General features: G+C 73.0%; 28 protein-coding genes. 12 read left to right on the top strand and 16 right to left on the bottom strand.

What is annotated here, in order from left to right:
* Positions 1-37: 37 nt before the first annotated feature.
* Positions 38-1,075 (bottom strand): LacI family DNA-binding transcriptional regulator, encoded by a 1,038-nt coding sequence (locus ACIHCM_RS08635; RefSeq protein WP_399891234.1) that lies wholly within the window; start codon positions 1,073-1,075, stop codon positions 38-40.
* A gap of 261 nt (positions 1,076-1,336) precedes the next feature.
* On the opposite strand from ACIHCM_RS08635, the gene ACIHCM_RS08630 reads away from it, so the two are divergent.
* The 4 genes from ACIHCM_RS08630 (at position 1,337) to ACIHCM_RS08615 (ending at position 5,536) form a co-directional block, all read left to right on the top strand.
* Complete coding sequence (locus ACIHCM_RS08630) at positions 1,337-2,092, top strand: (Fe-S)-binding protein (RefSeq protein ID WP_399891231.1); 756 nt, start codon at positions 1,337-1,339, stop codon at positions 2,090-2,092.
* Positions 2,089-3,573, top strand: coding sequence for a lactate utilization protein B (locus ACIHCM_RS08625; RefSeq protein WP_399891228.1), 1,485 nt, complete (start codon positions 2,089-2,091; stop codon positions 3,571-3,573). The genes ACIHCM_RS08630 and ACIHCM_RS08625 overlap by 4 nt, the downstream gene beginning before the upstream one ends.
* On the top strand, positions 3,570-4,238 hold the full coding sequence (locus tag ACIHCM_RS08620; protein ID WP_399891225.1) for a lactate utilization protein C: 669 nt from the start codon (positions 3,570-3,572) through the stop codon (positions 4,236-4,238). Before ACIHCM_RS08625 ends, ACIHCM_RS08620 begins: the two co-directional genes overlap by 4 nt.
* Before the next feature lie 143 nt (positions 4,239-4,381).
* Positions 4,382-5,536 (top strand): ABC transporter ATP-binding protein, encoded by a 1,155-nt coding sequence (locus ACIHCM_RS08615; RefSeq protein WP_399891222.1) that lies wholly within the window; start codon positions 4,382-4,384, stop codon positions 5,534-5,536.
* Positions 5,537-5,561: 25 nt separating this feature from the next.
* Here the strand turns inward: ACIHCM_RS08615 and ACIHCM_RS08610 are convergent, their stop codons facing one another.
* From ACIHCM_RS08610 to ACIHCM_RS08590, 5 genes are all read right to left on the bottom strand, one after another.
* Positions 5,562-6,167, bottom strand: coding sequence for a hypothetical protein (locus tag ACIHCM_RS08610; RefSeq protein ID WP_399891219.1), 606 nt, complete (start codon positions 6,165-6,167; stop codon positions 5,562-5,564).
* 31 nt (positions 6,168-6,198) lie between these two features.
* Entirely contained in the window at positions 6,199-7,149 is a 951-nt protein-coding gene (locus ACIHCM_RS08605) for an ABC transporter substrate-binding protein (RefSeq protein ID WP_399891216.1), read from the bottom strand.
* Entirely contained in the window at positions 7,146-7,817 is a 672-nt protein-coding gene (locus tag ACIHCM_RS08600; protein WP_399891213.1) for an ABC transporter permease, read from the bottom strand. Before ACIHCM_RS08600 ends, ACIHCM_RS08605 begins: the two co-directional genes overlap by 4 nt.
* On the bottom strand, positions 7,814-8,491 hold the full coding sequence (locus ACIHCM_RS08595) for an ABC transporter permease (RefSeq protein ID WP_399891211.1): 678 nt from the start codon (positions 8,489-8,491) through the stop codon (positions 7,814-7,816). Before ACIHCM_RS08595 ends, ACIHCM_RS08600 begins: the two co-directional genes overlap by 4 nt.
* A gap of 321 nt (positions 8,492-8,812) precedes the next feature.
* Positions 8,813-9,385 (bottom strand): TetR/AcrR family transcriptional regulator, encoded by a 573-nt coding sequence (locus ACIHCM_RS08590; protein WP_399891208.1) that lies wholly within the window; start codon positions 9,383-9,385, stop codon positions 8,813-8,815.
* A gap of 143 nt (positions 9,386-9,528) precedes the next feature.
* On the opposite strand from ACIHCM_RS08590, the gene ACIHCM_RS08585 reads away from it, so the two are divergent.
* Together ACIHCM_RS08585 and ACIHCM_RS08580 are read left to right on the top strand one after the other, a co-directional pair.
* Positions 9,529-10,386: an AAA family ATPase gene (locus ACIHCM_RS08585; RefSeq protein ID WP_399891205.1), complete on the top strand. Its 858-nt coding sequence runs from the start codon at positions 9,529-9,531 to the stop codon at positions 10,384-10,386.
* On the top strand, positions 10,383-11,735 hold the full coding sequence (locus tag ACIHCM_RS08580) for a VWA domain-containing protein (RefSeq protein WP_399891202.1): 1,353 nt from the start codon (positions 10,383-10,385) through the stop codon (positions 11,733-11,735). The genes ACIHCM_RS08585 and ACIHCM_RS08580 overlap by 4 nt, the downstream gene beginning before the upstream one ends.
* Position 11,736: 1 nt before the next feature.
* Here ACIHCM_RS08580 and ACIHCM_RS08575 read toward each other — a convergent pair whose 3' ends face one another.
* Positions 11,737-12,438, bottom strand: coding sequence for an SDR family oxidoreductase (locus ACIHCM_RS08575; protein ID WP_399891199.1), 702 nt, complete (start codon positions 12,436-12,438; stop codon positions 11,737-11,739).
* A gap of 213 nt (positions 12,439-12,651) precedes the next feature.
* Between ACIHCM_RS08575 and ACIHCM_RS08570 the strand changes: the two genes are divergently transcribed.
* Positions 12,652-13,626 (top strand): NAD(P)-dependent alcohol dehydrogenase, encoded by a 975-nt coding sequence (locus tag ACIHCM_RS08570; protein WP_399891197.1) that lies wholly within the window; start codon positions 12,652-12,654, stop codon positions 13,624-13,626.
* Between the two features lie 53 nt (positions 13,627-13,679).
* Here the strand turns inward: ACIHCM_RS08570 and ACIHCM_RS08565 are convergent, their stop codons facing one another.
* The 5 genes from ACIHCM_RS08565 to ACIHCM_RS08545 all read right to left on the bottom strand — a co-directional run bounded on the left by ACIHCM_RS08565 (position 13,680) and on the right by ACIHCM_RS08545 (position 17,601).
* On the bottom strand, positions 13,680-14,039 hold the full coding sequence (locus ACIHCM_RS08565) for a cupin domain-containing protein (RefSeq protein ID WP_399891194.1): 360 nt from the start codon (positions 14,037-14,039) through the stop codon (positions 13,680-13,682).
* A gap of 130 nt (positions 14,040-14,169) precedes the next feature.
* The gene (locus ACIHCM_RS08560; RefSeq protein WP_399891192.1) at positions 14,170-15,147 is read right to left on the bottom strand and encodes a threo-3-hydroxy-L-aspartate ammonia-lyase; all 978 of its coding nucleotides are present in this window, start codon (positions 15,145-15,147) and stop codon (positions 14,170-14,172) included.
* A complete protein-coding gene (locus ACIHCM_RS08555; RefSeq protein ID WP_399891189.1) occupies positions 15,144-15,824 on the bottom strand; it encodes a transcriptional regulator in 681 nt (226 codons plus the stop codon). The genes ACIHCM_RS08560 and ACIHCM_RS08555 overlap by 4 nt, the downstream gene beginning before the upstream one ends.
* A gap of 188 nt (positions 15,825-16,012) precedes the next feature.
* On the bottom strand, positions 16,013-16,465 hold the full coding sequence (locus ACIHCM_RS08550) for a YbhB/YbcL family Raf kinase inhibitor-like protein (RefSeq protein WP_399891186.1): 453 nt from the start codon (positions 16,463-16,465) through the stop codon (positions 16,013-16,015).
* 29 nt (positions 16,466-16,494) lie between these two features.
* Positions 16,495-17,601 carry a CapA family protein gene (locus tag ACIHCM_RS08545; protein ID WP_399891184.1) on the bottom strand — a complete coding sequence of 369 codons (1,107 nt, stop codon included), beginning with the start codon at positions 17,599-17,601 and terminating at the stop codon, positions 16,495-16,497.
* 62 nt (positions 17,602-17,663) lie between these two features.
* Between ACIHCM_RS08545 and ACIHCM_RS08540 the strand changes: the two genes are divergently transcribed.
* Positions 17,664-18,629: a pirin family protein gene (locus tag ACIHCM_RS08540; RefSeq protein WP_399891181.1), complete on the top strand. Its 966-nt coding sequence runs from the start codon at positions 17,664-17,666 to the stop codon at positions 18,627-18,629.
* A gap of 49 nt (positions 18,630-18,678) precedes the next feature.
* Complete coding sequence (locus ACIHCM_RS08535; protein ID WP_399891178.1) at positions 18,679-19,029, top strand: tetratricopeptide repeat protein; 351 nt, start codon at positions 18,679-18,681, stop codon at positions 19,027-19,029.
* A gap of 80 nt (positions 19,030-19,109) precedes the next feature.
* Here ACIHCM_RS08535 and ACIHCM_RS08530 read toward each other — a convergent pair whose 3' ends face one another.
* Positions 19,110-20,540 carry a PepSY-associated TM helix domain-containing protein gene (locus ACIHCM_RS08530; RefSeq protein WP_399891176.1) on the bottom strand — a complete coding sequence of 477 codons (1,431 nt, stop codon included), beginning with the start codon at positions 20,538-20,540 and terminating at the stop codon, positions 19,110-19,112.
* 129 nt (positions 20,541-20,669) lie between these two features.
* Between ACIHCM_RS08530 and ACIHCM_RS08525 the strand changes: the two genes are divergently transcribed.
* Complete coding sequence (locus ACIHCM_RS08525) at positions 20,670-21,317, top strand: peptide deformylase (protein WP_399891173.1); 648 nt, start codon at positions 20,670-20,672, stop codon at positions 21,315-21,317.
* A 10-nt stretch (positions 21,318-21,327) separates the two neighbouring features.
* On the opposite strand, the gene ACIHCM_RS08520 is transcribed toward ACIHCM_RS08525, so the two are convergent.
* Positions 21,328-22,761, bottom strand: a complete 1,434-nt coding sequence (locus ACIHCM_RS08520; protein ID WP_399891170.1) for a dihydrolipoyl dehydrogenase family protein — start codon at positions 22,759-22,761, stop codon at positions 21,328-21,330.
* A gap of 146 nt (positions 22,762-22,907) precedes the next feature.
* Between ACIHCM_RS08520 and trxA the strand changes: the two genes are divergently transcribed.
* Positions 22,908-23,291, top strand: coding sequence for a thioredoxin (trxA, locus tag ACIHCM_RS08515; RefSeq protein ID WP_399891167.1), 384 nt, complete (start codon positions 22,908-22,910; stop codon positions 23,289-23,291).
* 215 nt (positions 23,292-23,506) lie between these two features.
* Here the strand turns inward: trxA and ACIHCM_RS08510 are convergent, their stop codons facing one another.
* Together ACIHCM_RS08510 and ACIHCM_RS08505 are read right to left on the bottom strand one after the other, a co-directional pair.
* Positions 23,507-24,541 (bottom strand): LacI family DNA-binding transcriptional regulator, encoded by a 1,035-nt coding sequence (locus ACIHCM_RS08510; RefSeq protein WP_399891164.1) that lies wholly within the window; start codon positions 24,539-24,541, stop codon positions 23,507-23,509.
* A 136-nt stretch (positions 24,542-24,677) separates the two neighbouring features.
* Entirely contained in the window at positions 24,678-25,385 is a 708-nt protein-coding gene (locus ACIHCM_RS08505; RefSeq protein ID WP_399891162.1) for a TetR/AcrR family transcriptional regulator, read from the bottom strand.
* A 117-nt stretch (positions 25,386-25,502) separates the two neighbouring features.
* Between ACIHCM_RS08505 and ACIHCM_RS08500 the strand changes: the two genes are divergently transcribed.
* Positions 25,503-26,063 (top strand): NAD(P)H-dependent oxidoreductase, encoded by a 561-nt coding sequence (locus ACIHCM_RS08500; RefSeq protein ID WP_399891159.1) that lies wholly within the window; start codon positions 25,503-25,505, stop codon positions 26,061-26,063.
* Positions 26,064-26,079 lie beyond the last annotated feature (16 nt).

The following is a 26,079-nucleotide window of genomic DNA, read 5'->3' as shown; positions in this document are numbered from 1 at the left end:
TCCCGTCTGCTGCTGAACGCCGGGTCGGTGCGGCCGCTCAGCGGCCCGGCAGGCTGGAGCCGCGGACCACCAGCTCCGGCTGGAGCACGACCTGGCGGTGCTCGTGCCGGGGGGTGCCGTGCTCCGTCCCCGCCTCCGCCTCCGTCTCCTCCAGCAGCAGCTCAGCGGCCATCGCGCCCATCGTGACGGCCGGCTGGCGTACGGAGGTGAGCGGTACGGCGGCCGCGGCGGCGAACTCGATGTCGTCGTACCCGACGATGGCGAAGTCGTCGGGGACGCTCACACCGGCCGCGTACGACGCCTGCAGGACACCCAGCGCGAGCAGGTCGTTCGCGCAGAAGACGGCACCGGGGCGCTCGGCGAGGCCGAGCAGCCGGGCTCCCGCGTCCCGGCCCGCGGCGACGTCGAGCCGCTCCGTGGGCAGTTCACGCAGCGCCTCGGGGCCGAGGCCCGCCTCGGCGAGGGCGTGCAGCGCTCCGGTGCGGCGGTCGCGCACCTGGGGGAAGCCGGGCGGTCCGCTGACGTACGCGACGGAGCGGTGCCCGGCGTCGACCAGATGGCGTACGGCCAGGGCGCCGCCCGCCACGTCGTCCACCGACACCGAGCACTCGGTGGCGCCCTCCGCGACCCGGTCGACGAGGACGAAGGGGATGTTGTGGCGGCGGAAGCCCTCGATGTTGCGGCCGGTCGCGTCGGCCGGGGTGAGCAGGACGCCGCGTACCCGCTGCTCGGCGAAGAGCGAGAGGTACTCGGACTCCTCCGAGGGGTCCTGAGCGCTGTTGCAGACCATCACGCCCAGGCCGGCCCGGCGGGCGGCGCGCTCGGCACCGCGGGCCACGTCGGCGAAGAACGGGTTGCCCATGTCCAGGACGAGCAGGCCCATGATCCGGCTGCGGCCCGCGCGCAACTGGCGCGCGGACTCGCTGCGGACGTAGCCGAGGCGGTCGATGGCGGACTGCACACGCGCCCGGGTGCCGGTGGCCACCGACTCCGGCCGGTTGATGACGTTCGAGACCGTGCCCACGGACACGCCGGCGGCACGGGCCACGTCCTTGATACCCACCGACCGGGCCATCAGGCAGCGACCTCCAGGAGAACAGGGGGCACGGGAAGGGCATCACACTACCCTCACGCCGTTTCGGGACAGCAGCCTCGCGCGGGGCGCCACCTGCGCAACATCACGTGCCGGTGCCACAGACACCGGCCGAGGTCACGCACCGCATCCTCGACTCGCTCGCCCTCACCCAGCGGCTCGCCGGAGGGCGAGCGGGGTCTGGGCCGGGCCGCGCCGCCGCACTACCCTGCACTGGTCGGATGATCGACCCAAGGAGCCGTGATGCGTGTCGCCCTGTTCCTGACCTGCGTCAACGACACGCTGTATCCGGACACCGGGCGCGCCGTGGTGAAACTGCTGACCAGACTGGGCGTCGAGGTCGACTTCCCGATGGCGCAGACCTGCTGCGGGCAGGCCCACTACAACACGGGCTACCGGCGCGAAGCGGAGCCACTCGCACGGCATTTCTCCGATGTCTTCGGCGAGTACGAGGCGATCGTGACGCCGTCCGGGTCGTGCGGGGCGATGGTGCGGGAGCTGTATCCGCGGCTGGGCGCGCGGGCACGGGCCGAGGGCCGCGGCGGCACGCTGGCGACCGCGCTGGCGCCGGTGGTGCCGAAGACGTACGAACTCACCGAGTTCCTGGTGGACGTGCTGGGGGTGACGGACGTGGGCGCCTTCTACCCGCACCGGGTGACCTATCACCCCACCTGCCACGGGCTGCGCGGGCTGCGCCTCGGGGACCGTCCAAGCAGGCTGCTTCAGGCGGTGAAAGGGCTGGAGCTGGTCGAACTCCCGGGCGCGGACGAGTGCTGCGGGTTCGGCGGCACCTTCGCGCTGAAGAACGCCGACGTGTCGGCCGCGATGGGTGCCGACAAGGTGCGCAACGCCGAGTCGACGGGCGCCGAGGTGCTCTGCGCGGCGGACAACTCGTGCCTGATGCACATCGGCGGCACCATGACCCGGCTGCGCAGCGGGATGCGGCCGGTCCACATCGCGGAGATCCTGGCGAGCACGGAGGAGGAGCCGGCGCTGTGAGCGGAACGTTCGTCGGAATGCCGGCGTTTCCGGCGGCCGCGCACGAGGCGGTGCGCAATCCCACCCTGCGCGGCAATCTGCGGCACGCCACGCACACCATCCGCGCCAAACGGGAGAGGGCTGTCGCCGAGGTCGAGGACTGGGCGCGGCTGCGGGAGGCGGGCCGGCGCATCAAGGATCACACGCTCCGCCATCTCGACCGCTACCTCGTGCAGTTGGAGAAGTCGGTGACGGCGGCGGGCGGCACCGTCCACTGGGCGGCCGACGCCGAGGAGGCCAACCGGATCGTCGCCGGCCTGGTCAGGGAGACCGGCGAGTCCGAGGTCGTCAAGGTCAAGTCGATGGCCACGCAGGAGATCGAGCTGAACGAGGCCCTTCTCGAACAGGGCGTCCGGGCGTACGAGACCGATCTCGCCGAGCTGATCGTGCAGTTGGGCAAGGACCGGCCCTCGCACATCCTGGTCCCGGCGATCCACCGCAATCGGGGTGAGATCCGGGACATCTTCACCCGCGAGATGGGCGAGTGGGGCCGCCCGGCCCCCGACGGCCTCACCGACACGCCCGCCGAACTGGCCGAAGCCGCACGGCTGCACCTGCGGGAGAAGTTCCTGCGCGCCAAGGTCGGCATCTCCGGCGCCAACTTCATGGTCGCCGAGACGGGCACGCTGGTGGTCGTGGAGTCCGAGGGCAACGGGCGGATGTGTCTCACCCTTCCCGAGACACTGATCTCGGTCGCCGGCATCGAGAAGCTCGTGCCGACCTGGCGGGACCTGGAGGTGTTCCTGCAGACCCTCCCCCGCTCCTCGACCGCCGAGCGCATGAACCCGTACACGAGCATGTGGACCGGCACCACGGACGGAGACGGTCCGCGCACCTTCCATCTGGTCCTGCTCGACAACGGCCGCACCGACACGCTCGCCGACGAGGTCGGCCGGCAGGCCCTGCGCTGCATCCGCTGCTCGGCGTGTCTCAACGTGTGCCCGGTGTACGAGCGAGCGGGAGGTCACGCGTACGGCTCGGTCTACCCGGGCCCGATCGGCGCCATCCTCAGCCCCCAACTGCGGGGCACCGGGAGCGAGATCGACGCCTCGCTGCCGTACGCTTCCTCGCTGTGCGGGGCCTGCTACGACGTGTGCCCGGTGGCCATCGACATCCCCGAGGTGCTGGTGCATCTGAGGGAGCGGGTGGTGGCGGGCGGGCTGGTGACGCGCGGGGGCAACAAGGTGCTGCTGAAGCCCGCGAAGGGACATGCCGCCGAGCGGGCGGCGATGCGGGCGGCCCGCTGGGCGTTCGCCCACCCCGGTGCCCTGCGGGCCGGTCAGCGGCTCGCCTCGCGCAGCCGGCGCTTCCATCCGCGCACCCTTCCGGGTCCCGGCCGGGCGTGGAGCGGCAGCCGGGATCTGCCGCCGGTGCCTTCCGAGCCGTTCCGGGACTGGTGGCAGCGCACGCACGGCGGCAGCGGGAAGGACGGGACGAAGTGAGCAGCAGGGAGCGGATCCTGGGCCGGGTGCGGCGCGCGCTGGCGGACGTGCCCAGGGACGACACGCCGTACGAGCAGGCCGTGGTCCGGGACTACCTGCGCGAGCACGGGGAGCGGAGCGTCGAGGAGACGGTGGCGCTGCTCGCCGGGAACCTGGCGGACTACCGGGCGATCGTGCACCGCTGCACGGCCGGCGACCTGGCGGCGGCACTCGCCGGGATGCTGGCCGCGCGCGGCGCCGGGACGGTGCTCGTGCCGCAGGGGCTGGAGCCGTCGTGGCTCGCGGCGGCGGACGTCGAACAGGTGCCGGACCGAAGGGAGGACACCCCGGCCGAGCTGGACCGGATCGACAGCGTGGTCACCGGCTGCGCCCTCGCCGTCGCCGAGACCGGCACCATCGTCCTGGACGGCGGCCCGGACCAGGGCCGCCGCCGCATCACGCTCGTCCCGGACCATCACATCTGTGTCGTACGGGTCCCGGACCAGGTCGTCTCCTCCGTGCCCCGGGCCCTCGAACGCCTCGACCCGGCCCGTCCGCTCACGTGGATCTCCGGTCCGTCGGCGACCAGCGACATCGAGCTGGACCGGGTCGAGGGGGTACACGGCCCGCGCACGCTGGAGGTGGTGCTGGTGGCCGATCCGGCCAGGGCCGGGGTCGGCTCGTAGCGCCCGGCGCGTGCGACAGGGCCGCCCGGTACCGGCGTTGACGGAGGCCTGGATCGAAACCGTTGAACAACGCAGTCAGCCATTCGGCAGGTGCCGGGCCGCACGAAGGGGCGTGCTGCCGGTGCCCCGGCTAGCGTGAGGTCATGATCCGGTTCGAGCAGGTCACCAAGCGGTATCCGGACGGTACGACCGCGGTGGACGGGCTCTCCTTCGAGGTGGCCGAGGGCGAACTCGTGACGCTTGTCGGACCGTCGGGCTGCGGCAAGACGACGACCATGATGATGGTCAACCGGCTGATCGAGCCGAGTTCGGGCCGGATCCTGGTGGACGGTGAGGACATCGCCTCGGTCGATCCGGTGCGGCTGCGGCGGCGTATCGGATACGTCATCCAGCAGGTCGGCCTCTTCCCGCACCGCACGATCCTCGACAACACGGCGACCGTTCCGTCACTGGTCGGCTGGAAGCGGACGAAGGCCCGGGCGCGGGCGGCGGAACTGCTCGACATGGTGGGGCTGGACCCGAAGACGTACGGGCCGCGCTATCCGCATCAGCTGTCCGGCGGCCAGCGGCAGCGGGTCGGGGTGGCGCGGGCGCTGGCGGTGGATCCGCCGGTGCTGCTGATGGACGAGCCGTTCGGGGCCGTCGACCCGGTGGTGCGGGAGCAGTTGCAGGACGAGTTCCTGCGCATGCAGGCGGCGGTGCGCAAGACGGTGCTGATGGTCACGCACGACATCGAGGAGGCGGTACGGCTCGGTGACCGGATCGCCGTGTACGGCCAGGGGCGGATCGAGCAGTTCGACACGCCCGGGGCGGTGCTGGGCACGCCGGCGACGCCGTACGTCGCCGAGTTCGTCGGCGCCGACCGGGGGCTGAAGCGGCTGTCGGTGACCACGATCGAGCCCGGTGATCTGGAACAGCCGCCGATCGCCCACCTGGACGAGCCGTCCGGCCGGGCCGCGCAGCGGCTGCGCGCCGAGGGCGCCCGGTGGGCGGTGGTCCTGGACGGGCACGGCGACCTGCACGGCTGGGTCGGCATCGACGAACTCGGCCCGAGCGCCTCCGTCGGCGACCTCGCGCACCGCATGAACGCGTGGGTACCGGTGGGCGCGCCCCTGAAGCAGGCGTTCGGCGTCATGCTCCAGCACGACGCCGGCTGGGTCGCGGTCCTTCAGGGCTCCCGTTTCCTCGGCGTGCTGACCCCCGCCAAACTCCACGAGGCCCTGCGCCGCTCGGTGGACGCGGACGCCCAGGGCGTGCCCCGGGGGCAGGTGGACTTCGACTCGGTGGCGGACGCGTGAGGCCGGTGGTGCAGGCGCGCGACGCTCACGAGTAGACGATCGGGCGCCCATGCCGCAGCGCGTGTTCCGCGGCGCGTAGATACAGCGCGACGTAGAACGTGGTGTCCAGGTCCGCGCTCCAGGGACCCGGTTCGGCGGCGGCCGCCCGCCGCGCGGGGCCGTCGAGGAACCACGCCGTCAGTTCGAGCCTGCGGCCGGTCGCCGGTATCCCGTCGGGCAGTCCGGCCGCCGCCGCCAGCCGTCGCGCCAGGGCGAGCACCTGGGGCGCGCCCGCGACGGTCGTCTCCACGTCGTAGGCGGAGGCGACGGGCAGCACGATCTCCCTGTCGAGGGAGACCGGCAGCAGCACCGACCAGCCGCAGACGGTCCAGGTCTCCGCCTCCCGCAGATGCGCCCGGCACAGCGCCAGGAAGCCGTCCATGGGAGGAACGAGCTTCTCCTCGAACGCCGGAGCGGCGCCGACGGCCGGGCCCCGCCCGAAGCCCGGGGGCTCGAAGGGCGGCAGGCCGCGTCTGCTCAGTTCGGCGTTCAGGGCCGAGGCGACCTCGCCCGGACCCCTCTCCTCCCCGTCCCCGCCCCTCTCCTCACCGAACCACTCCCGCGCACCGACGTCGACCAGATACACACCCATGACCGGAACGTACCGGCCACCACCGACAACCTCACTCGAGCAGCCCTTCGTCCCGCAGATACGTCCGCGCCACGTCCGAGGCCAGGCGGCGCCAGCTGTCCACCTGCTGGTTCATGGAGGCGAGGTCGGCGGTGGTGAGGACGGCGTTCAGCTTGTCGAGGGCCTTGGTCACGCCGGGGGCGCCGGCGCGGGCCCGGTTGACGACCGGGACGACGTAGTCGGCGTTCTGGAGGTGCTTGTCGTCGGCGAGGATCACCAGGCCGAACTCGCCGAGCGTGGCGTCGGTCGTGGTGGTGAGGACCATCTGGTCGTGGCCGCTCTGCACCGCCCGTTTGGCCTGGGTGGTGCCGACGCCCTTGGGATCGACGGCGACGATGTCGATGCCGTAGACCTTGCGCAGTCCGGGGGCGCAATAGGGGCGCTGCACACATTCGTCGCCCGCCGCGAGCCGTACCTTCAGGCCGGACCGTCCCAGGTCGCTGAGTGTCCTGAGATGGTGGCGGCGCGCGTACGAGGCGCTCACCGCGAAGGCGTTCTGGTCGACGGCCCGGCCGGGGTCGAGGACGGTCAGGCCGCGGGGCGTCGCCAGGCGGCGCAGGGCCCGCATGGTGGCGTCCAGGTCGGGCGAGCCGACCGGCGGCGCGTCGGAGCCGTTGGTCTTGGCGTTGAGCCAGTCGGCGAAGGTGGCCGCGTACTCCGGGACCACGTCGATCTGGCCGGATTCCAGGGCGGGTTCGTACAGTTCGCGGTTGGCGACGGTGATGACGGATGTCCGGTAGCCCGCCTGGTCCAGCAGCAGCGCGTACATCTGGGCGAGCAGGTCGCTCTCGGTGAACCCCGCGGAGCCGACGGTCAGATGGCGGCTGTCACCGGGCGGGGCGGTGACCTCGCCCTGGCTCTCCAGGGAGGGGCCGGTGGAGCAGGCGGCCGTCAGGAGCATCAGGAGCACAAGGAGCGCCGCCGGGGGCGTGCGGCGGTTCATGGCGTTCCCCTCGCCCACGCCGGTGCCAGGCGCTCGGCGATCTCGAAGAGGCCCTCGACGAGCAGGGCGAACACGGCGACCAGCACCGCGCCGGCCACCACCATCGGCGTACTGGCGAGGTTGAAGCCGGCCGTGATGATCCGGCCCAGGCCTCCCCCGCCCGCGAGGGCGGCGATGGTGGCGGTCGCGACGAGCTGGACGGCGGCGATCCGCATCCCGTTGAGGATCATCGGGGCGGCGAGAGGCAGTTCCACCCGCAACATCACCTGGCTGCCCGTCATCCCCATCCCCCGCGCCGCCTGCACGGTGCTGCGGTCGACCTCGCGCATGCCGACGTAGGCGTTCGTCAGCAGCGGGGGTACGGCGAACAGCACCAGGGCGACCACCGTGGGCCCCTCGCCCCACTCTCCGACGGGGGTCAGCAGCAGCAGGACCAGCACCGCGAAGGTGGGGACCGCGCGGCCGACGTTGGAGATGTTGACCGCGAGCGCACCGCCCTTGCCCAGGTGCCCGAGCACCACCGCGACCGGCAGGGCGATCAGGCAGCTGACGATCAGGCAGACCACCGTGAGCACGAGGTGCTGGAGCAGCCGCTGCCAGATGCCCTCGGCTCCCGACCAGTTCGCGGGGTCGGTGAGCCAGTCCCAGGTGCCGGAGAGCGTGTTCATGTACGGGCCCTCGTCCAGGGCGTGATCAGCCGCTGGATGCCCAGCAGGAGCAGATCGGCCGCGACCGCGATCACCACGCACAGCACGGACGCCGTCAGCACCTGCGCCTTGAAGAACGTGTTCATGCCCGCGTAGATCAGGTTGCCGAGGCCGCCGAAGCCGACGATCGCGCCGACCGTCACCAGCGAGACCGCGGACACCGTGACGATCCGCAGCCCGGCCATGGCGGCCGGCAGCGCGAGTGGCAGCTCGACGGTGAGCAGCAGGCGGACCGGTCCGTAGCCCATGCCGCGGGCCGCCTGCCGGGTCTCCTCGGGGACGGCCCGCAGACCGGCGAGGATGTTGCGGACCAGCAGGGTCAGCGAGTACAGGACCAGCCCGGCGATCACGAGGGTCGCCGACAGGCCGTACACGGGGAGCAGCAGCGAGAACATCGCCAGCGAAGGGATCGTGTAGAGGATGGTCGTCACGCCGAGGACGGGACCGGCCGCCCAGCCCCAGCGGCGGGCCAGCACCGCGAGCGGAAGGGCGAGGGCGAGGCCGATGAGCACCGAGACGGACGTCAGCTGGAGGTGCTGGCCCACGGCGTCGAGGAGGATCTCGCGGCGGGTGCTCAGATAGTCGCCGCAGATCCATTCGTTGCGCGCGAGGCAGTCGTCCGGGGGCGCGGTCACCCGTCCATTGCATCGGCCCGGCCGGTGGCCGGGCTTGTTCTGCTGACCCGTCCGGGGTGTCGCCGAGTACACCCCGCGATACGGGTGCCGCGCCCCGGCGCCGGCCCCGCACGGCTGCTCGACCAGCTGGTATCCGACGGCGAGCGCGTGCGGCGCCCCGGCCGCGCCGTCCGGTCACCGGGCCCCGGGAGTAGGGCGGCAGCGCCCCGGCGCCGACCGCGCCCGCCACCCGCCCCGGCGCCAGGGTCACCGAGGAGGGGCCGCCGGCCTGTCGTACGCCGCCCCCGCGTGGGCCCTTCGCCGCCGCCGCGCCGACCTGCGCTACTTCACGCCGGCCGCGTCCAGCAGCGCCACCACGGTCGCCGTCGCCAGTCCGTCGTCGAGTACCTCCACGCGGGCCCCGGACCGGGCGCTCGCGCCGTCGAAGACCAGCAGCAGCTGCCGGGCGAGCAGCTCGGGATCCCGGGCGCCGCCGCGTTCGGCCTGGGTGCGGAACATGCTCTTCAGCCACTCCTTGCCGGCGCGGGCGACGACGCTCGCGGGGTGCTCGGGGTCCTTCAGCTCGACCAGCGCCGCGAGATAGCGGCACCCGTGGTAGTCGGCCGCCACCGAGGCCTTCTCCAGCTGTTCGAAGACATGGAGGATCCGCTCACGAGGCGATCCGGCGTCCTCGGGCCCGGGCGCGAGCTGCGCCTCGTAGCGCGGGAGCTGCCGCTCCAGGCTTGCCGCGAGCATCTCGTCCTTGCTCTCGAAGAGCTGGTACATCGACCGCTTGGACACCCCGGCGGCCCGGCACAGCGCCTCCACACCGATGGATACGCCGTCGCGGTAGAAGAGCTCGGCGGCGGCGTCGAGCAGCCGGTCGCGGGGGGACGCGTCGTCCGTCATGGCCATACCGCGAGGTTACCGCGCGAGGACGACAGAGGAAACCGATCGGTATACACCCCCCGGCCTCCCGCGGAACGGGGTGACAAGGGCGCTGAACAAGCGCTTAGATAGGAGCCGGTCCCGTCACGCCCCGACCGCCGGAGGCCCGGTTGTTCACTTCCGTCGACGATGTCTCCGCACGCCTCGCCGAGACCGGCTACCTGGCGTCGCCCGCGGTCGCCACGACCGTCTTCCTCGCCGACCGCCTGGGCAAGCCGCTCCTGGTGGAGGGCCCGGCGGGCGTCGGGAAGACCGAACTCGCCAAGGCCGTCGCCCAGGTCGCCCGGGCCCGGCTGATACGGCTCCAGTGCTACGAGGGCGTCGACGAGTCCCGGGCGCTGTACGAGTGGAACCACGCGAAGCAGCTGCTGCGCATCAGCGCGGGCCGCGACGAGACGTGGGACGAGACGCGTACCGACATCTTCAGCGAGGAGTTCCTCCTCTCGCGGCCCCTGCTGACCGCCATCCGCGGCGACGACCCCAAGGTGCTGCTGATCGACGAGACCGACAAGGCCGACGTCGAGGTGGAGGGGCTCCTGCTGGAGGTGCTCAGCGACTTCCAGGTGACCGTCCCGGAACTGGGCACGGTCACCGCCACACGCCGGCCCTTCGTGGTGCTCACCTCGAACGCGACCCGCGAGCTGTCCGAGGCTCTGCGCCGCCGCTGCCTGTTCCTCCACATCGGCTTCCCCGAGGAGGAGCTGGAGCGGCGGATCGTGCGGCTGAGGGTGCCCGGCATCGACGCGGCGCTGGCCGAGTCGGTGGTCCGGGTGGTGGGCGCGCTGCGCGCGATGGACCTGCGCAAGGTGCCCTCCGTCGCGGAGACCATCGACTGGGCCCGCACCCTGCTGGCGCTAGGCGCGGACGCCCTCGACGAGGACGTGGTGCGCGACACGCTGGGCGTGCTGCTGAAGCACCAGGACGACGTGCTGAAGGCCGCGGCCAAGCTGGACCTGGACGCCGTATGACATCCGACGTCGCCTCCCGGCTCACGGGTTTCGTGGCCGCGCTGCGTGCGCACGGCGTCCGCGTCGGCACCGGCGAGACCGTGGACGCGGCGCGGGCGGTTCAGGCGCTGGGACTGGCCGACCGCGAGCTCCTGCGCGAGGGGCTCGCCGCGACGCTGGTGCACACCGCGAGCCAGCGGCCGGTGTTCGACCCGGTCTTCGACCTGTACTTCCCGCGCGGTGTGGGCGGGCCGGACGGCGAGGCGGCGGACCGGGACGACCTGCGCGACCGGCTCGCGGCGGCACTGGCCGAGGACGACGGCGCGCTGCTCGGCCGGCTGGCGATCGAGGCCGTCGACGGCTTCGGCGGGTACGGGAGTTCACCGGGGACGGACGGCTGGTCGGCGTACCAGACGCTGGACCGGATCCGCCCGCAGACACTGCTCGCCCGGGTCCGGGCCGACGTGCGGGGCGGGCCGGGCGGCGGAGGCTTCGCGGACCGGCTGCTGGACGACGAGATCCGGCGGCGCATCGAGGCCTTCCGCGCCCTGGTGGCGGCGGAGGCCCGGCGCCGGGTGGCCGAGCGGCGCGGCCGGGAAGAGATCGCGCGGCGTGCCGTGGCGCCCACCGCCGACCGGGTCGACTTCCTCTATGCAGGGAAGGACCGGCTGGCGGAGCTACGCCGGGCCGTGCAGCCACTCGCCCGCAAGCTCGCCACCCGGCTGGCGGCCCGGCGGCGCCGGGCCGCGCGGGGCAGCATCGACCTGCGCCGCACCCTGCGCGGGTCGCTGTCGACCGGCGGGGTGCCGATGCGGCCGGTACTGCGCCGGCGGCGTCCGGTCCGGCCCGAGCTGGTCCTGCTGTGCGACGTGTCGGGTTCGGTGTCCGGCTTCTCGGACTTCACGATGCTGCTGGTGCAGGCGCTGCACGACCAGTTCAGCAAGTTGCGCGTGTTCGCGTTCGTCAACCGGATCGACGAGGTGACCGGGCTGCTGGTGCACGGCGCCGCCGACGCCGAGGGCCTGAGCGCGCGCATCCGCGCCGAGGCGACCCTCACCGGCTGGCACGGCAGCAGTGACTACGGCGTCGCGCTGGGCGAGTTCGCCGAGCGGTACGGCGACGCGGTCGGCCCGCGGACGACGGTGCTCGTCCTCGGCGACGCCCGGACGAACATGAGCGATCCGAACCTGGCGGCGCTGCGGCAGCTCGGCGGGCGGGCGCGCCGGGTGTACTGGCTGAACCCCGAGCCACGTTCCCAGTGGGGCACCGGCGACTCCGCCGCCCCCGCCTACGCCGAGCTGGTCGAGATGCACGAGTGCCGCAACGCCCGGCAGCTCAGCGGGCTGATCGCCCGCCTGCTGCCGGTCTGACTCAGGCGGCGAGCTGCGGGTAGAGCGCCGCGAGGTCGGCCGACAGGCCCGCCTTGACCTGCCGCGAGAGATCGTCGGCCAGCACCTCGAAGGCGCCGGACTCGATGCCGTCGAGGGCCTGCGCCGCGACGCTCTCGGGCGTGGTCTTCGGCGCGTCCACCTTCGCGGCCATATCGGTGTCGACCCAGCCGACATGCAGGCCGGTGACGTCGATACCGCGCGGCCTGAGGTCGAGGCGCAGGGAGTTCGTCTGGGACCAGAAGGCGGCCTTGGAGGCGCTGTAGGAACCGGCCAGGCCGACCCAGGACAGCACCGAGTGGACGTTGAGGATGTGCCCGCCGCCGTTGCGCTCCAGGACCGGGACGAAGGCCCGGGTCACGAGGAGCGGCCCGAAGAAGTTGGTCTCGAACTCGCGGCGCACGTCCTCCACCGGCGAGTCGAGGAAGTTCGCGCTCACCGCGGCGCCGGCGTTGTTGATCAGGACGGTGACGTCCTGGGCCTGTGCGGCGGCGGCCGCGACGGACGCCGGGTCGCTCACCTCGAGCGCGAGCGGCACGGCATCGGGGTGCGTGACCGTGCGGGGGTCGCGGGCGGTGGCGTACACCTTCTTCGCGCCGCGCTCGTACAGCGCCGACACCAGCGCCTTTCCGATGCCCCGGCTGCCGCCGGTGACGAGGGCGACGGAGCCTTCGAGGGTGGTCATGGGGTTGTCCTTAACTGTCTCGGCGCCAGGATGAACCGGCGGAGCGATCGGCTCGGCCGACCGGGAAACCGATCGGTTTCTCCGCCCACGCCGAGAGTAAACCGATCGGTTTCCGGGGGCAAGCCGTGGCCGTCCCTGAGGCGTTTCGGGGTTCGGCCCTGATGTCCGCTCCGCCGGTTCCTCCCTACGCTCGCCGCAACGGAGGGGGGACCCATGAGGGCAGTGGTTCAGGACCGGTACGGCGGATGGGACACGCTGCGGTTGCGGGAGGTCGACCGGCCGGTGCCGGCGGCGGGCGAGGTGCTGGTGCGGGTGCGCGCGGCCTCTGTCAACGCCTACGACTGGCACTACATGCACGGGGATCCGAAGATCGCGCGAGCGGCGTTCGGGCTCCGCAGACCGAAGGCGGCCGTCCGGGGCCGGGACTTCGCCGGGATCGTGGAGGCGGTCGGCGGCGCTGTCCGGGGCCTGGCGCCGGGCGACGAGGTGTACGGCGAGGCAGACGGGGCGTTCGCGGAGTTCGTGTGTGTCGCCGACGGCGCGGTGGACCGCAAACCGTCCCGCCTCACCTTCGAACAGGCGGCGGCGATGCCCCTGGCCGCGAACACGGCGCTCATCGGCCTGCGTGACGTGGCCCGGGTCGAGCCGGGCCGGACGGTCCTGGTCAACGGCGCGTCGGGCGGGGTGGGCACGTTCGCCGTGCAGATCGCCAAGGCGTACGGCGCGGAGGTCACCGGCGTGTGCAGCACGCGCAACGTGGAACTGGTCCGCTCGCTCGGCGCGGACCACGTCGTCGACTACACACGCGAGGACTTCACCCGCGCAGGCCGCCGCTACGACGTCGTACTGGACCTGGTGGGCAACCGGACACTGGGCGACTTCCGGCGCGCCCTCACCCCCGGCGGAACGCTCGTCCTGTCCGGGGGAGGCTTCTACGAGGGCGGCAGCCTGCTCGGCCCGATGGGGCTGTTCCTCAAGCGGCGCCTGCTGGCGCCCTTCGTCGGCCAGCGGCTCCTCGAACTCCCGGCGAAGGCGAGCAAGGAGAACCTCGCGGCGCTACGGGACCTCGCGGAGTCGGGGAAGGTCTCCCCGGTCGTGGAACGCACCTACCCGCTGAGCGAGGCACCGCAGGCGATAAGGCACCTGGAGCAGGAGCACGCCCGCGCGAAGATAGTGGTCGTCGTGTGAGGCTCCCGCGAGCGGGCGCACCGAGGCCCGCTCGCGTCCGAACTCCCCTCGCGCTACTCGTCCTTGGCGTACTCCCTTGCCATGGAGCCCGCGAAGTCGTAGAGGACGACCTGCTCGTCACCTACGACCCAGGCGTCGTGCCCGGGCGTGCAGACGAAGACGTCGCCTGGGCCGATCTCCTGCTCGGCGCCGTCGTCCATGCGCAGGCGCATCCTGCCCTGCAGGACATAGCCGTTGTGGTGGATCTCGCAGAGGCCGGTGCCCGCGAGGGGGGCGACGGACTCCGTCCAGTGCCAGCCCGGCTCGAAGGTCGCCACCGCGAAGTCGAGCCCCGAGAGGTGGACGGCCTCCAGGTGGCCGCGGGGGAAGTCGCGCCGCTCGTCCGGTTTGTCGAGCGTCTTCACCTCTATCATGACCGCTCCTCCTTTCCGGCCGGGGAGCCGGTCCCCGTCGCACGCTCCGGGAGGTCGTGAGCGACATCGGCGAGGGCCGGGCCCGCCCTCTCATCGTCCGCCCGCGCGGCCCCGGCCCGCCACCCAGCGCTCAGCCGGCGCCCGCGCAGAGGCGGGCGAAGCGGTCGGCGTCGATGTTGCCGCCGGAGATGATCACGCCGACCCGGCGCGGCAGTTGCTCCACGCGACCGGAGAGCAGGGCGGCCAGCGGGGTCGCGCCGCTGGGTTCGACGACGATCTTCAGCCGCTCGAAGGCGAACCGCATCGCGGCCCGGATCTCGTCGTCGGTGACCAGCGCGATGGCGTCGACGAGCCGCCGGTTCACGGAGAAGGTCAGCTCGCCGGGTGTGTGCAGCGCCTGCCCGTCGGCGATGGTGTGCGGCACCGGGATGCTCACCCGGTGGCCGGCCTCCAGCGACCGCTTCGTGTCGTCGCCGGTCTCCGGCTCGACGCCGATCACCCGGGCATCGGGGCGCAGTGCCTTGACCACGGTGGCGCTGCCCGCGATCAGCCCGCCACCGCCGACCGGAGTGATCAGCGCGTCCAGCTCCCCCACCTCCTCGACGAGTTCGAGCGCGGCGGTGCCCTGCCCGGCGATCACATGCGGATGCTCGTACGGCGGGATGACGGTGAGGCCGCGCTCCGCCGCCAGGGCCTCGGCGAGCGCGACCCGGTCGCCGGTGTAGCGGTCGTAGGTGACGATCTCGGCGCCGTATCCGGCGGTGGCGTCCCGCTTGGAGGTGGGGGCGTCCTCGGGCATCACGATCACCGCGGTGGTGCCCAGTTCGCGAGCGGCGAGGGCGACGGCCTGGGCGTGGTTGCCCGAGGAGTACGTGGCGATGCCCCGGGCCAGTTGGGCGGGCGTGAGCCGCGAGGCGGTGTGGTAGGCGCCGCGGAACTTGAAGGCCCCGACCCGCTGGAAGTTCTCGCACTTCAGGAACACTTCGGCGCCGGCCAGGGCGTCGAGGGTGCGGGAGCGCAGCACGGGGGTGCGGTGCACGACGCCCTTCAGCCGTGCGGCGGCGTCCCGCACGTCGTCGAGGGTGACAGGCGGGGTGGAGGTCGTCACGGGCGGGCTCCTTCGGAGGCGGGGTCGGTCGCGCGGGCCTGGGAGAGGTAGCTGTAGGCGGAAGCCCGGGAGATCCCCAGGCGGGCGGCGACCTGCTCGATCGCGCGGCGGACCGCGAACACGCCGTGCTCGTCGAGGCTGCGGAAGAGTTCGAGGCGCGCGGCGCGGTCGAGGCCGGCCCAGCTCTGGGGCCGGCGCAGCCGGTGGGCATCGAGGATGGCGTCGACGACCGAGTCGACATCGTTGCCGAAGGTGGTGACCGGCGCTCGCACCTCTTCGCCCGTCCCGGCGAGCGCGCCGAGCAGTGCGTGGGCCTGCTGGACCGCGCCGGCGTCCACGTTGACGCACAGGGCGCCGAACACCGTGCCCGTCGAGTCGCGCAGCACCATCGTGGACGACTTGAGCAGCTGTCCGTCGCCGGTGCGGGTGAGGTAGTTCAGCTCGTCCCTGGCCTCGTCGCCGCGGGCGAGCACGCGCAAGCCGATCTCGCTCATCGCGCCGCCCACGGCCCGCCCGGTCACCGAGCCGGCGACGGCGACCACCGACTTCTCCGGCCGCCGGTAGTCGTGCACCACCACCTCGCACACCGCACCGAAGGTCGCGGCGATGCCCTCGGCGACCGGTACCAGCGCGGCGAGGATCGCGTTCCGTTCGGCATCCAGGTCAGGCTCGGGCATCGGCCACCTCATTGGACTCAGAATCCAGTAATTGGACTGCGAGTCTAAGGCACGGATCCCGTGGCGGCCAGGAGGCAGGGCGAACTCCGTCCTGCGGCGCGGCCGTTCCACCCGGCCCGCGCGCGTGCCGTCGACGCCACGTCGCCGCGCACGGCCCTGACGCCGCTGACCTGCCCGGCTTCACCGCCTCACCGCCGGTAGAGGCCCACAAGCGTGCCGTCGGCGACCTCCCGCCGCTCGACCGTCTCGTGCACCTGCGCGGCGTTCGGCGCGTCGGGAAGCGCGCAGGGTTCGGACAGTGCGTAGAGCCGGAAGAAGTAGTGGTGGGCGTCGTCGCCCGGCGGGGGATGCGGGCCGCCCCACCCGCGCTCTCCGTAGCCGTTGACGAGTTCGGTCCCGCCGGGCGGGACCTGCCCCGCGTCGACGCCCTGGCTGTGGGGATCGATGCCGACCACGATCCAGTGCGCGAACGTGCCCGACGGGGCGTCCGGGTCCTCGCACAGGAGCACCAGCTCCGTCGCGTCGTCCGGGACGCCGCTCCACGTCAGCGGGGGCGAGACGTTCTCCCCCTCGTACGCGTACCGGCGCGCGATGAAGGAATGGTCGTCGAATGCGCTGCTGCTGATGTCGATGTCAGTCATGTGGCCCGAGTAACCGCGATGGCCCCGATTCACCGCACCAGCGTGAGTGCCCCGTCCGGTGCCTGATCCACGTGCACGCCCGCGCTGATCCGGTCGAGGATGCCGCACAGCCACCCGCGGTCCCGGACGGACGCGGGCTCCAGCCGCATCCGCCGGGCCTGCAACGGCACCATGCGCAGGCCCGTCAGGCGCCCGGTGCCCGCCTCCAGCGTGACGAGGTGGGCGAGGCGGAGGTCGTCGCGGTACTCCTCGTGCCCTGGGATGCCCTCGTAGTCGTCGACGAAGTCGCCGCAGCCGTGGAGGATCAGCCGGTCCCGGTGGACCTCCAGCGGGCGGGGATGGTGCGAGGAGTGCCCGTGGACGAGGTCGACGCCGCCGTCCACCAGGGCGTGCGCGAAGCGGATCTGGTCACGGGGGACGAGATAGCCCCAGTTCGAACCCCAGTGCACGGAGACGACCACGAGGTCGCCGGGCCGCTTGAACCGCCGGACGCGCTGGACGACGGCGTCCGCCGCGCCGGACGAGAGGCCCGGGACGTACGCGACACCGCAGGTCGCGTCGCCGCTCGCCGCCCAGCCCGGCGGGATGCCGCTGGAACGGGTACCGAGGGCGAAGACCAGGACCCGCCCGCCGGTACGGAGCGGCACCACGGCCGGCGCGTACGCACCGGCGGCGTCGTGTCCCGCGCCGGCCGTCCGCAGGCCGGCCGCGCCCAGCACGTCCAGGGTCTGACGCAGACCGGGACGTCCGAAGTCCAGGACGTGGTTGTTGGCGAGCACGCAGACGTCCGGACGGGCCACGGTCAGGGCAGGCAGGTTGGCCGGGTGCATGCGGTAGTGCACCTCCTTGCCGGGCGCGAAGGAACGGCAACTCGTCACGGCCGTCTCCAGGTTCACGATCCTGACGTCCGGCGTGGCCTCGTCCAGCACGCGCAACGCCTCGCCCCACGGCCACGCGGGGCCGACCGGCGCGGGGATCGGGCCGCTGACCGCCTCGGCCAGCGCGACGTAGTCGCGGGCGTCCGTGACGTAGCCCTCCCGCAGCCCCGGATCGGCGGGGTGCGCGAGGATCTGGTCGACGCCGCGCCCGAGCATCACGTCCCCGCACAGGAACAGCGTCACGACACCGCCGCCCACGCCTCCACCCTAGGCCTGAACGACGCGTGATCCGGGCCACGGTCCCCGCTAGGTTGTGCCGCATGAGCAACCTTGACCGCGCGCCCCTGCCCGGCGTGTGCGGCGGACGCGGCTTCGTCGTCGCCGAACCCGTCCGCGAATTGCTGAGTCCCCGGCACGTACGGCTCGGGGAGACGACCGAAGTGCGCCGGCTGCTGCCCAACCTCGGCCGGCGCATGATCGGCGCATGGGCCTTCGTCGACCACTACGGCCCCGACGACATCGCCGGCGAGCCCGGCATGCAGGTGCCACCGCATCCGCACATGGGACTGCAGACGGTCAGCTGGCTGCACGCGGGCGAGGTACTGCACCGCGACTCGACCGGCAGCCTGCAGACCATCGGGCCGAAGGAGCTCGGGCTGATGACCTCGGGCCGGGCCATCAGCCACTCCGAGGAGAGCCCGAGGTCCCACGCCCGGTTCCTGCACGGCGCGCAGCTCTGGGTCGCCCTGCCCGACGCGCACCGTCACACCGACCCGGCGTTCGAGCACCACGCCGAGCTGCCCACGGTCACGGCGCCCGGCCTCACGGCGACCGTGATCCTCGGTGAGGTGGACGGCGTGACCTCGCCCGGCACCACGTACACCCCCCTCGTGGGCGCCGACCTCGCGCTTGCCCGCGGTGCGGACGTGCGGCTGCCGCTCGTACCCGACTTCGAGTACGGGGTGCTGTCGATGTCCGGCGAGGTGCACGTCGACGGCGTGCCGGTGCTGCCGGGTTCCCTGCTCTACCTCGGCTGCGGACGGGACGAACTGCCGCTGCGCGCCGAGTCGGACGCGGGTGTGATGCTGCTCGGCGGCGAGCCGTTCGCGGAGGAGCTGATCATGTGGTGGAACTTCGTCGGGCGTACGCATGCGGAGATCGCGCAGGCCCGTGCCGACTGGACGGCGGGCGACAGGTTCGGCGAGGTGAAGGGGTACGACGGTGCGCCGCTCGCCGCCCCCGAGATGCCGGCGGCACCCCTCAGGCCGCGTGGCCGCGTCAGGTAGTGAAATATTCGATCACTCGTGCCGGTTGACCGGGCAAAGGAGGTCACGAGTGGACACGACGTACTACGACCACGGAACGGCGGCCGAGCGCTGGGACCGCGCGCTGAAGTTCTTCGACGCCAAGGACTACACGGCCGCGGCGCGCGTCCTGGGCGGACTGGTCGAGGAGGTGCCGGAGCAGACGGGCCCGCGGCTGCTGCTGGCCCGCGCCTACTACCACTCGGCCCAGCTGCGGCGCGCGGAGGACGAGTTGCGCGTCATAGTAGAACGCGACCCCGTCGAGCAGTACGCCCGGCTGATGCTCGGCCGTACGCTCGAGCGTCAGGGCCGGCAGGAGGAGGCGGAGCCGCATCTGCGGATCGCCTCCGCCCTCGCCGGTGACTTCGGCGAGCGCGACTGAGACACGCGCCCCAGCGGCGACGGCACCGGCCCGGCCTCCCCCAGGCCTGTCTGACAGGCCCGAGGAGGCCGGGCCGGTGCTCATCCGGCGGTCGTCCCGCCGGCAGCCCCTCCCCCGGTGCCGTACGTCCGCCGCCCCCGGCGGTGCGCGATCTCGCCCAGGATCACGTCCACCACGACGAACGCGGCCAGCGGAATGCCGAGCAGCGGCACGAAGTAGCCGACCACGGCGACCACCGCCATCAGCGGCACCAGGATGTGCGGCGGCACCTGCGCCCACGCGCCGCGCGGGATCGGGCGGCCGAAGGCGGACCCGCGGCCGCGCTGCCACCACATGCGGTAGCCGAGCACGATCAGCACGATCAGGGACAGCGCGAGCAGCATCAGGGCGATCTGGTTCACCAGCCCGAACAGCAGGCCGGTGTGCAGGTCGATGCCCCATCGGGTCAGCTTCGCGAGCAGCGGATGATCGGCGAACCGCAGCACGTCGACGACCTCGCCGGTGCCCGGGTCGACCGCGACCGAGTCGGCCTTCCCGGGCCATTCGCGCTGCACCTGCTTCACCACGTAGGCCGAGCCCGCTTCGGCCGGCGGGACGATCTCCACCGGGTCGCCGAGCCCCTCCGACCGGGCGGAGGCCAGCACCTTGTCGAGGCCGGCACCGTGCTCGCCGGTACCGCCGGGGGCCGCGGCGGCGCCGTGCCCGCCGTGGTCGCCACCCACCGAGGCCGACACGGAGGGTGTGGAGTGGCCGAGCGAGGTGCGCAGTTCGTCGATGTTCGCACCGGCGTACGTCGACCAGGTCAGGCCGGTCGCGGACAGGAAGAAGAAGCCGATGCCGGCCCAGACGCCGATGGTGCCGTGCAGGCCGAGGCTGCGGCGCCGTCCGCTGGTGCCGCGCACCTTGCGCAGGGCGCGACGGCGGGAGAACCACAGCACGAGGCCGCCCCCCGCGATCACCCACAGCCAGCTCGCGGCCAGTTCGCTGTAGAGGCGGCCCGTTTCCCCGAGGTGCAGATCGCGGTGGAACTCGTCGATCCAGGTGCGCAGCGGCAGCGCCCCGCTGGAGCCGTACTGCTCCAGGGCGCCGCGCACCTTCCCGGTGTACGGGTCGACGAACACGGCGAGGGTGTGGTCCTCGTCGATGCCGGGCACGCCGGACAGCATGACGCGCGTGGTGGCGTCGTCCTGCGGGGCGGGCCGCACGGCCGAAACCGATCCCTGGGGATGGGCCTCCCGGGCGGCGGCCACCTGCTGGGATATGGGCAGTTCGGCGTCCCCGACCTCGGGGACGGTCAGCTGCTCGGCGTACACGATCTTCTCGGCCTGGAACGAACCGGCGTACAGAAAACCGGTGGTGGCCGCGACCAGCAGGAACGGGGCGACGAGCAGCCCGGCGTAGAAGTGCAGGCGCAGGACGAGCGGGCGCAGGGGCGCCCACCGGCCGGAGCGCGGCGGCGGCGTGGCGGGTTGTGCTGACGCGTCCGTGCTGGTCGGGGGAGCGGTGGTCATGGGCGGGTCTCCGGGGAGGGGGGCGATTTTCGGCCGTAGTGGTGCAGTAGTCGGGGCGGGCGCGCAGGGAGTTCCCGGAGTTTTCAGTGGCCTGCGTCACATGACAGAGGGTCATGGCATCCTGGCCCCATGTCCGCACCCCGTGACCGTGTGCCGCTTGCCGAGCGTGTCGAGCAACTCCTCGCCACGGACGGCCCGTTGCCGATCGTCGCGGCCGGCGACCCGGTGCTGCGTCAGCCCGCGGAGCCGTTCGACGGCCAGCTGGACGCGGGGCTGCTGGCCCGCTTCGTCGAGGCGCTGCGCGTCACCATGCACGCGGCCCCGGGAGTGGGTCTGGCGGCCCCGCAGGTCGGCGTGGGGCTGCGGATCGCCGTGATCGAGGACCCGGCGCCGGTGCCGCAGGAGGTGCGGCTGGCGCGCGGGCGGGTGCCGCTGCCGTTCCGGGTGCTGGTCAATCCGTCGTACGAGCCGGTGGGCGCCGCGCGTGCGGGGTTCTTCGAGGGCTGCCTGAGCCTGCCGGGCTGGCAGGCGGTGGTGGCCCGGCCCACCCGGGTGCGGCTGACCGGCTCGGACGAGGACGGCCGAGCCGTGGACGAGGTGTTCGCCGGGTGGCCCGCCCGTATCGTGCAGCACGAGACGGACCACCTGGACGGGGTGCTCTACGTCGACCACGCCGAGCTGCGCTCCCTGTCCGCGAACGGGGCCGTGGCGCAGCGGTGGGCGCAGCCGACGCCGGAGGCAGCGGCACGGGAGCTGGGCTTCGAGCTGCCTCAGTGAGCGAGCCGGCTCAGTTGTCCCGGTAGCTCTCCAGCAGCCGCAGCCACACCTCACTGATCGTCGGGTACGACGGCACGGCGTGCCACAGCCTGCTCAGCGGCACCTCACCGGCGATGGCGACGCTCGCCGAGTGGATCAGCTCCGCCACGCCCGGGCCCACGAAGGTGACCCCGCGCAGGATCTCGCGCTCCACGTCGACGACCATCCGGGCGCGTCCCCGGTAGCCCTCGGCGTACAGGCCCGCTCCGGCGACCGAGGAGAACTCGACGTCGACGGCGCGGACGCGGTGACCGGCCTGCTCGGCCTCCGCCAGCGAGAGCCCGGCGGCCGCCGCCTCCGGATCGGCGAAGACGACCTGCGGTACGGCCGAGTGATCGGCGGTGGCGGCGTGCGCGCCCCACGCCCCGGCGTCGAGGAGCGGTTCACCGGAAGCACGGGCGGCGATGGCGGCACCCGCGATCCGGGCCTGGTACTTGCCCTGGTGGGTCAGCAGGGCACGGTGGTTGACGTCGCCGACCGCGTACAGCCAGTCGGTGCCGGTCACCTGGAGGCTGTCGTCGACCGGCAGCCAGGCGCCCGGCTCCAGGCCGACGGTGTCGAGGCCGATGTCGTCGGTGCGCGGGGCGCGTCCGGTGGCGAAGAGGATCTCGTCGGCCTCTATGCGCTCCCCGTGGCCGGTGACGGCGACGACCGTGCCGTTCTGCCGGGTCACCGACTCGACCGAGGTGCCGGTACGGATGTCCGCGCCGGCCTCGGTGAGCGACTCGGCGACCAGTTCGCCGGCGAACGGCTCCATGCGGCTCAGCAGGCCCTTGCCGCGCACCAGGACGGTCACCCGGGAGCCGAGTGCCTGCCAGACGGCGGCCATCTCGGTGGCCACCACGCCACCGCCCACGACGATGAGCCGGCCCGGCACCTCCTGGGCGCTGGTCGCCTCCCGGCTGGTCCAGGGCCGGACGTCGGCGAGTCCGGGCAGGCCGGGCAGCTGGGCGCGGCTGCCGGTGCAGACGGCGACGGCGTGCCGGGCGGTGAGGGTGGTCCGCTCGCCGTCCGGGCCGGTGACGACGACCGTGCGGGGTCCGGCGAGGCGGCCGTGGCCCCGGTGGAGATCGGCCCCGATCCCGTCGAGCCAGGCGACCTGGCCGTCGTCCTTCCAGTGGGAGGTGAAGTAGTCGCGGTGGGCGAGCACCGCGGTCACGTCGAGGTCCCCTTGCACCAGCCCGCGCAGGCCCGGCACCCGGCGGGCGTCGGCGCGGGCGGTCACCGGGCGCAGCAGGGCCTTGCTGGGCATGCAGGCCCAGTAGGAACACTCGCCGCCGACCAGCTCACTCTCGACGACCGCGGTGGTGAGGCCGGCCGCGCGGGTACGGTCGGCGACGTTCTCCCCCACGGGTCCGGCACCGAGCACAACGACGTCGTAGGCGATGGATTGCGATTCCGTCATGGGGGTCAGTCTGGTGGGTGGTGTGGCGTGTGGCCACATGGGTACGCGCGCCGTTGCATGATCGGCAGGGCGCCCGGAATACCCGGCGCTGCGGCCGTGTTTCCGCCGACGGCTTCGCCCCCACACCAGGAAGTAGGGATCACGCCATGAGCCAGACAGTTGAGCTCACCAAGGAGAACTTCGACCAGACGGTCACGGACAACGACTTCGTCCTGATCGACTTCTGGGCATCCTGGTGCGGGCCGTGCCGGCAGTTCGCCCCGGTGTACGAGAAGGCCGCGGAGGAGAATCCGGACCTGGTGTTCGCCAAGGTGGACACCGAGGCGCAGCCGGAGCTGGCCGCCGCCTTCGGTATCCAGTCCATCCCCACGCTGATGATCGTGCGCGACCGGGTCGCCGTCTTCGCCCAGCCCGGCGCCCTGCCCGAGGCCGCCCTCGCCGACGTGATCGGCCAGGCCCGGGGGCTCGACATGGACGAGGTCCGCAAGGCCGTCGCCGAGCAGCAGGCGCAGGAGGGCCAGGCCCAGTAGGCCAGTAGGGCACGGCCCCGGCGGAAGCCAGCCCCAGGGGGTACGTCGCCACGTCCGTGCGTTCCGGTCGTCCGGTGCGCGTCGGTGAACGCCGTCAGGCCCGCGTCACCGCCGCGGGGGACGCGGGAGCGGGACGTGGCGCCCCCGGCCGCCGGCCGGGCGGTGTGCCGGGCGACCCGCACGGGGCCCGGCGGGTGCGCCGTCTGTGCCCGGCGTCAGCTGGAGTCGCGGTGCACGACCGCGGCGCCCAGCACCTCGTGCCGCTCGGGCGCGGCGCCCGGATCGCGCACCGCGCGGTCGACCAGCTCCGCGAGTTCCCGGCCGGACGGCAGCTCGATGTGAACGGTGCTCAGACGGGGCCGCAGCAGCCGGCCCAGCACCAGGTCGTCCGCGCCGATCACCGCGGTGTCCCCGGGAATCCGCACCCCTTCGTCCTGCAGGGCGCGCATCAGGAGCATCGCGTACTCGTCGTTGTACGCGAAGACCGCGTCGAGACCGAGCCCGCGCCAGCGTGCGGCGAGGCGGGCGGCGGCCTCCTCCTCGTAGGCGAGGGGCAGTTCGGTGACGGCGGCGTCCGTGCCGTGCAGGGCCTGCCGTACGCCGTCCAGACGCGGCCGGGAGTAGACCTCCAGGCCGGGTTCCCCGGGCACCACGACGCCGATCCTGCGACGGCCGCGGTCGTAAAGATGCCGGCCGGCCGCCCGGCCGACGGTCGCGTGGTCCATGAGCAGGGCGTGCGCGCCCTCGACGCTCGCGGGGCCGAGGGTCACCACCGCCCGGGCACCCGAGCGCTTGAGCACGGCCACGCCCTGCGGCCCGAGCCCCTGGCCCGGCACCAGCACGGCGACCGGCCGTAACTCCGCCCAGGCGCGGGCGGCTTCGTCGCCGTGCAGCCCGAGCGTGCCGTACTGGACCACCGTGTAGTCGAGGCGGCTCAGTGCCCGCTGGAGTTCGTTGATGAAGTGGCTGTAGAGCGGCCCGGCGGGGATGACCGGTGACGGCATCAGGACCATCCGGCTGTGCCCGGCGCGCAGACTGCGGGCGGCCGCGTGCGGGACGTACCCGAGTTCCTTCGCGGCCTCGTGGACCCGGCGGCGGGTGGGTTCGCTGATCCGTACGGCGCTGGTGTTGTTGAGGACGTACGAGACGGTCGCGCGCGAGACGCCGGCCAGTCGCGCCACATCGGCGCTCGTGGGTACGGAGCGCTGTGCCGGCGGCGCGGACGCGGGCGTGTTCGGTATCTGCACCATGACGTACCGCATCTTGGCAGAGGCGGCGAGCCGGGTGACGGGCGGGGGAACGTGCTCCTCGCTTCAACGAACGCGCGTACGCGGCCGTGGCGAAAAGTGGCCCCTCGTCCACGGCCGGGAGCGGGCGGCCCGCAGCTCAGCAGGGGGGCTCGGCGCCGAGGGACTGCTCGGTCGGCATGCCGGCGGCCGGGCACTCGGTCCGGGTCACCCGCGCCACCAGGTCGATCCACGCGGCTTCCAGCCGGGCCAGCGGCATTCCGCACCGCTGGGTCAGGTGGTGGACCACGGCCGGGTCGAGCGAGCTCATCAGCGTGTGCGCCAGCAGATCACTGTCCGCGTCGGGGACCGCCTGCCGCAGCAGCAGGACCAGGTGGCGGTGGAGCAGCTGCCAGGGGGGCGCGGTGTAGCGGCGGTCGGGGGTCCGCTCGGCGGCGAGCTGGAGGTCCAGCTCCTCCACCGACCGGCGCAGTGAGGCACAGCCGAACGCCCGCAGCCGCTCCACCGGCGGTGCGCCCGGCCCCAGCGGCGGCGGCCCGCCGAGGAAGGCGGCCTGGAACTTCTTCTCGGAGTGGTCGAGCAGTGCCGCCAGCAGGCCGGCACGGTCCCCGAAGCGGCGGAAGACCGTGCCCTTGCCCACCGACGCCGCCGCGGCCACCGCCTCCATGGTCAGCGCCGCCGCACCGTGCTCCGCGACCAGCCGTCCGGCGGCCTCCAGCAGCCGCGCACGGTTGCGCGCGGCGTCCGCGCGCAGGCACTGCTCCTCCGCGGACGGGCCCAGTTCCAGCAACTCGGGTGCGTCCAGAGGCTCGCGGGACTCCGGGAGGGGAGGCAGGGAGGCGGACATGAAGACAGCGTAAAGCACCGGGAAGAAACTGGACCACGGTCCGGTTAGGGTGATAGAAAAATAAACGGACCCCGGTCCGGATCACCCACCCCACATTGCACATCCGATGGAGTCGCCATGTCCGTACGCATCCTCGCCCTCGTCGGCAGCCTCCGCGCCGGTTCGCACAACCGCCAGCTCGCCGAGGCCGCCGTCAAGCTCGCTCCCGAGGGCGTCGACGTCCAGCTGTACGAGGGTCTTGCCGAGATCCCCTTCTACAACGAGGACATCGACGTCGAGGGCACGGTCCCGGCCGCCGCGACCCGGCTCCGTGAGGCCGCCCTGGCGGCGGACGCCCTGCTGCTGTTCACGCCGGAGTACAACGGCACCATCCCGGCCGTGCTGAAGAACGCCATCGACTGGCTGTCCCGCCCCTACGGCGCCGGCGCCCTCGGCGGCAAGCCGGTCGCCGTGGTGGGCACCGCCTTCGGCCAGTACGGCGGCGTCTGGGCGCAGGACGAGGCCCGCAAGGCGCTCGGCATCGCCGGCGCCACGGTGCTGGAGGACATCAAGCTCTCCATCCCCGGCTCCGTGACCCGCTTCGCCGAGACCCACCCGGTGGACGACGCCGAGGTCGCCGCCCAGCTGACGGAGGTCGTGGCGCGCGTGCACGGGCAGGCGGCCCCGCAGGCCGCCTGACCAGCGGCCCCCGGTC

The organism is Streptomyces sp. NPDC052023, assembly GCF_044548465.1.
Lineage (GTDB): Bacteria > Actinomycetota > Actinomycetes > Streptomycetales > Streptomycetaceae > Streptomyces.
This window is presented reverse-complemented; position numbering and strand designations above follow the sequence as displayed.

What these genes read in the sequence shown, in the direction of transcription:
- ACIHCM_RS08635 (WP_399891234.1), bottom strand. Translation starts at nt 1,075, where the DNA reads ATGGCCCGGTCGGTGGGTATCAAGGACGTGGCCCGTGCCGCCGGCGTG.
- ACIHCM_RS08630 (WP_399891231.1), top strand. Translation starts at nt 1,337, where the DNA reads ATGCGTGTCGCCCTGTTCCTGACCTGCGTCAACGACACGCTGTATCCG.
- ACIHCM_RS08615 (WP_399891222.1), top strand. Translation starts at nt 4,382, where the DNA reads ATGATCCGGTTCGAGCAGGTCACCAAGCGGTATCCGGACGGTACGACC.
- ACIHCM_RS08610 (WP_399891219.1), bottom strand. Translation starts at nt 6,167, where the DNA reads ATGGGTGTGTATCTGGTCGACGTCGGTGCGCGGGAGTGGTTCGGTGAG.
- ACIHCM_RS08605 (WP_399891216.1), bottom strand. Translation starts at nt 7,149, where the DNA reads ATGAACCGCCGCACGCCCCCGGCGGCGCTCCTTGTGCTCCTGATGCTC.
- ACIHCM_RS08600 (WP_399891213.1), bottom strand. Translation starts at nt 7,817, where the DNA reads ATGAACACGCTCTCCGGCACCTGGGACTGGCTCACCGACCCCGCGAAC.
- ACIHCM_RS08590 (WP_399891208.1), bottom strand. Translation starts at nt 9,385, where the DNA reads ATGGCCATGACGGACGACGCGTCCCCCCGCGACCGGCTGCTCGACGCC.
- ACIHCM_RS08580 (WP_399891202.1), top strand. Translation starts at nt 10,383, where the DNA reads ATGACATCCGACGTCGCCTCCCGGCTCACGGGTTTCGTGGCCGCGCTG.
- ACIHCM_RS08575 (WP_399891199.1), bottom strand. Translation starts at nt 12,438, where the DNA reads ATGACCACCCTCGAAGGCTCCGTCGCCCTCGTCACCGGCGGCAGCCGG.
- ACIHCM_RS08570 (WP_399891197.1), top strand. Translation starts at nt 12,652, where the DNA reads ATGAGGGCAGTGGTTCAGGACCGGTACGGCGGATGGGACACGCTGCGG.
- ACIHCM_RS08565 (WP_399891194.1), bottom strand. Translation starts at nt 14,039, where the DNA reads ATGATAGAGGTGAAGACGCTCGACAAACCGGACGAGCGGCGCGACTTC.
- ACIHCM_RS08555 (WP_399891189.1), bottom strand. Translation starts at nt 15,824, where the DNA reads ATGCCCGAGCCTGACCTGGATGCCGAACGGAACGCGATCCTCGCCGCG.
- ACIHCM_RS08550 (WP_399891186.1), bottom strand. Translation starts at nt 16,465, where the DNA reads ATGACTGACATCGACATCAGCAGCAGCGCATTCGACGACCATTCCTTC.
- ACIHCM_RS08540 (WP_399891181.1), top strand. Translation starts at nt 17,664, where the DNA reads ATGAGCAACCTTGACCGCGCGCCCCTGCCCGGCGTGTGCGGCGGACGC.
- ACIHCM_RS08530 (WP_399891176.1), bottom strand. Translation starts at nt 20,540, where the DNA reads ATGACCACCGCTCCCCCGACCAGCACGGACGCGTCAGCACAACCCGCC.
- ACIHCM_RS08525 (WP_399891173.1), top strand. Translation starts at nt 20,670, where the DNA reads ATGTCCGCACCCCGTGACCGTGTGCCGCTTGCCGAGCGTGTCGAGCAA.
- ACIHCM_RS08520 (WP_399891170.1), bottom strand. Translation starts at nt 22,761, where the DNA reads ATGACGGAATCGCAATCCATCGCCTACGACGTCGTTGTGCTCGGTGCC.
- trxA (WP_399891167.1), top strand. Translation starts at nt 22,908, where the DNA reads ATGAGCCAGACAGTTGAGCTCACCAAGGAGAACTTCGACCAGACGGTC.
- ACIHCM_RS08510 (WP_399891164.1), bottom strand. Translation starts at nt 24,541, where the DNA reads ATGGTGCAGATACCGAACACGCCCGCGTCCGCGCCGCCGGCACAGCGC.
- ACIHCM_RS08505 (WP_399891162.1), bottom strand. Translation starts at nt 25,385, where the DNA reads ATGTCCGCCTCCCTGCCTCCCCTCCCGGAGTCCCGCGAGCCTCTGGAC.
- ACIHCM_RS08500 (WP_399891159.1), top strand. Translation starts at nt 25,503, where the DNA reads ATGTCCGTACGCATCCTCGCCCTCGTCGGCAGCCTCCGCGCCGGTTCG.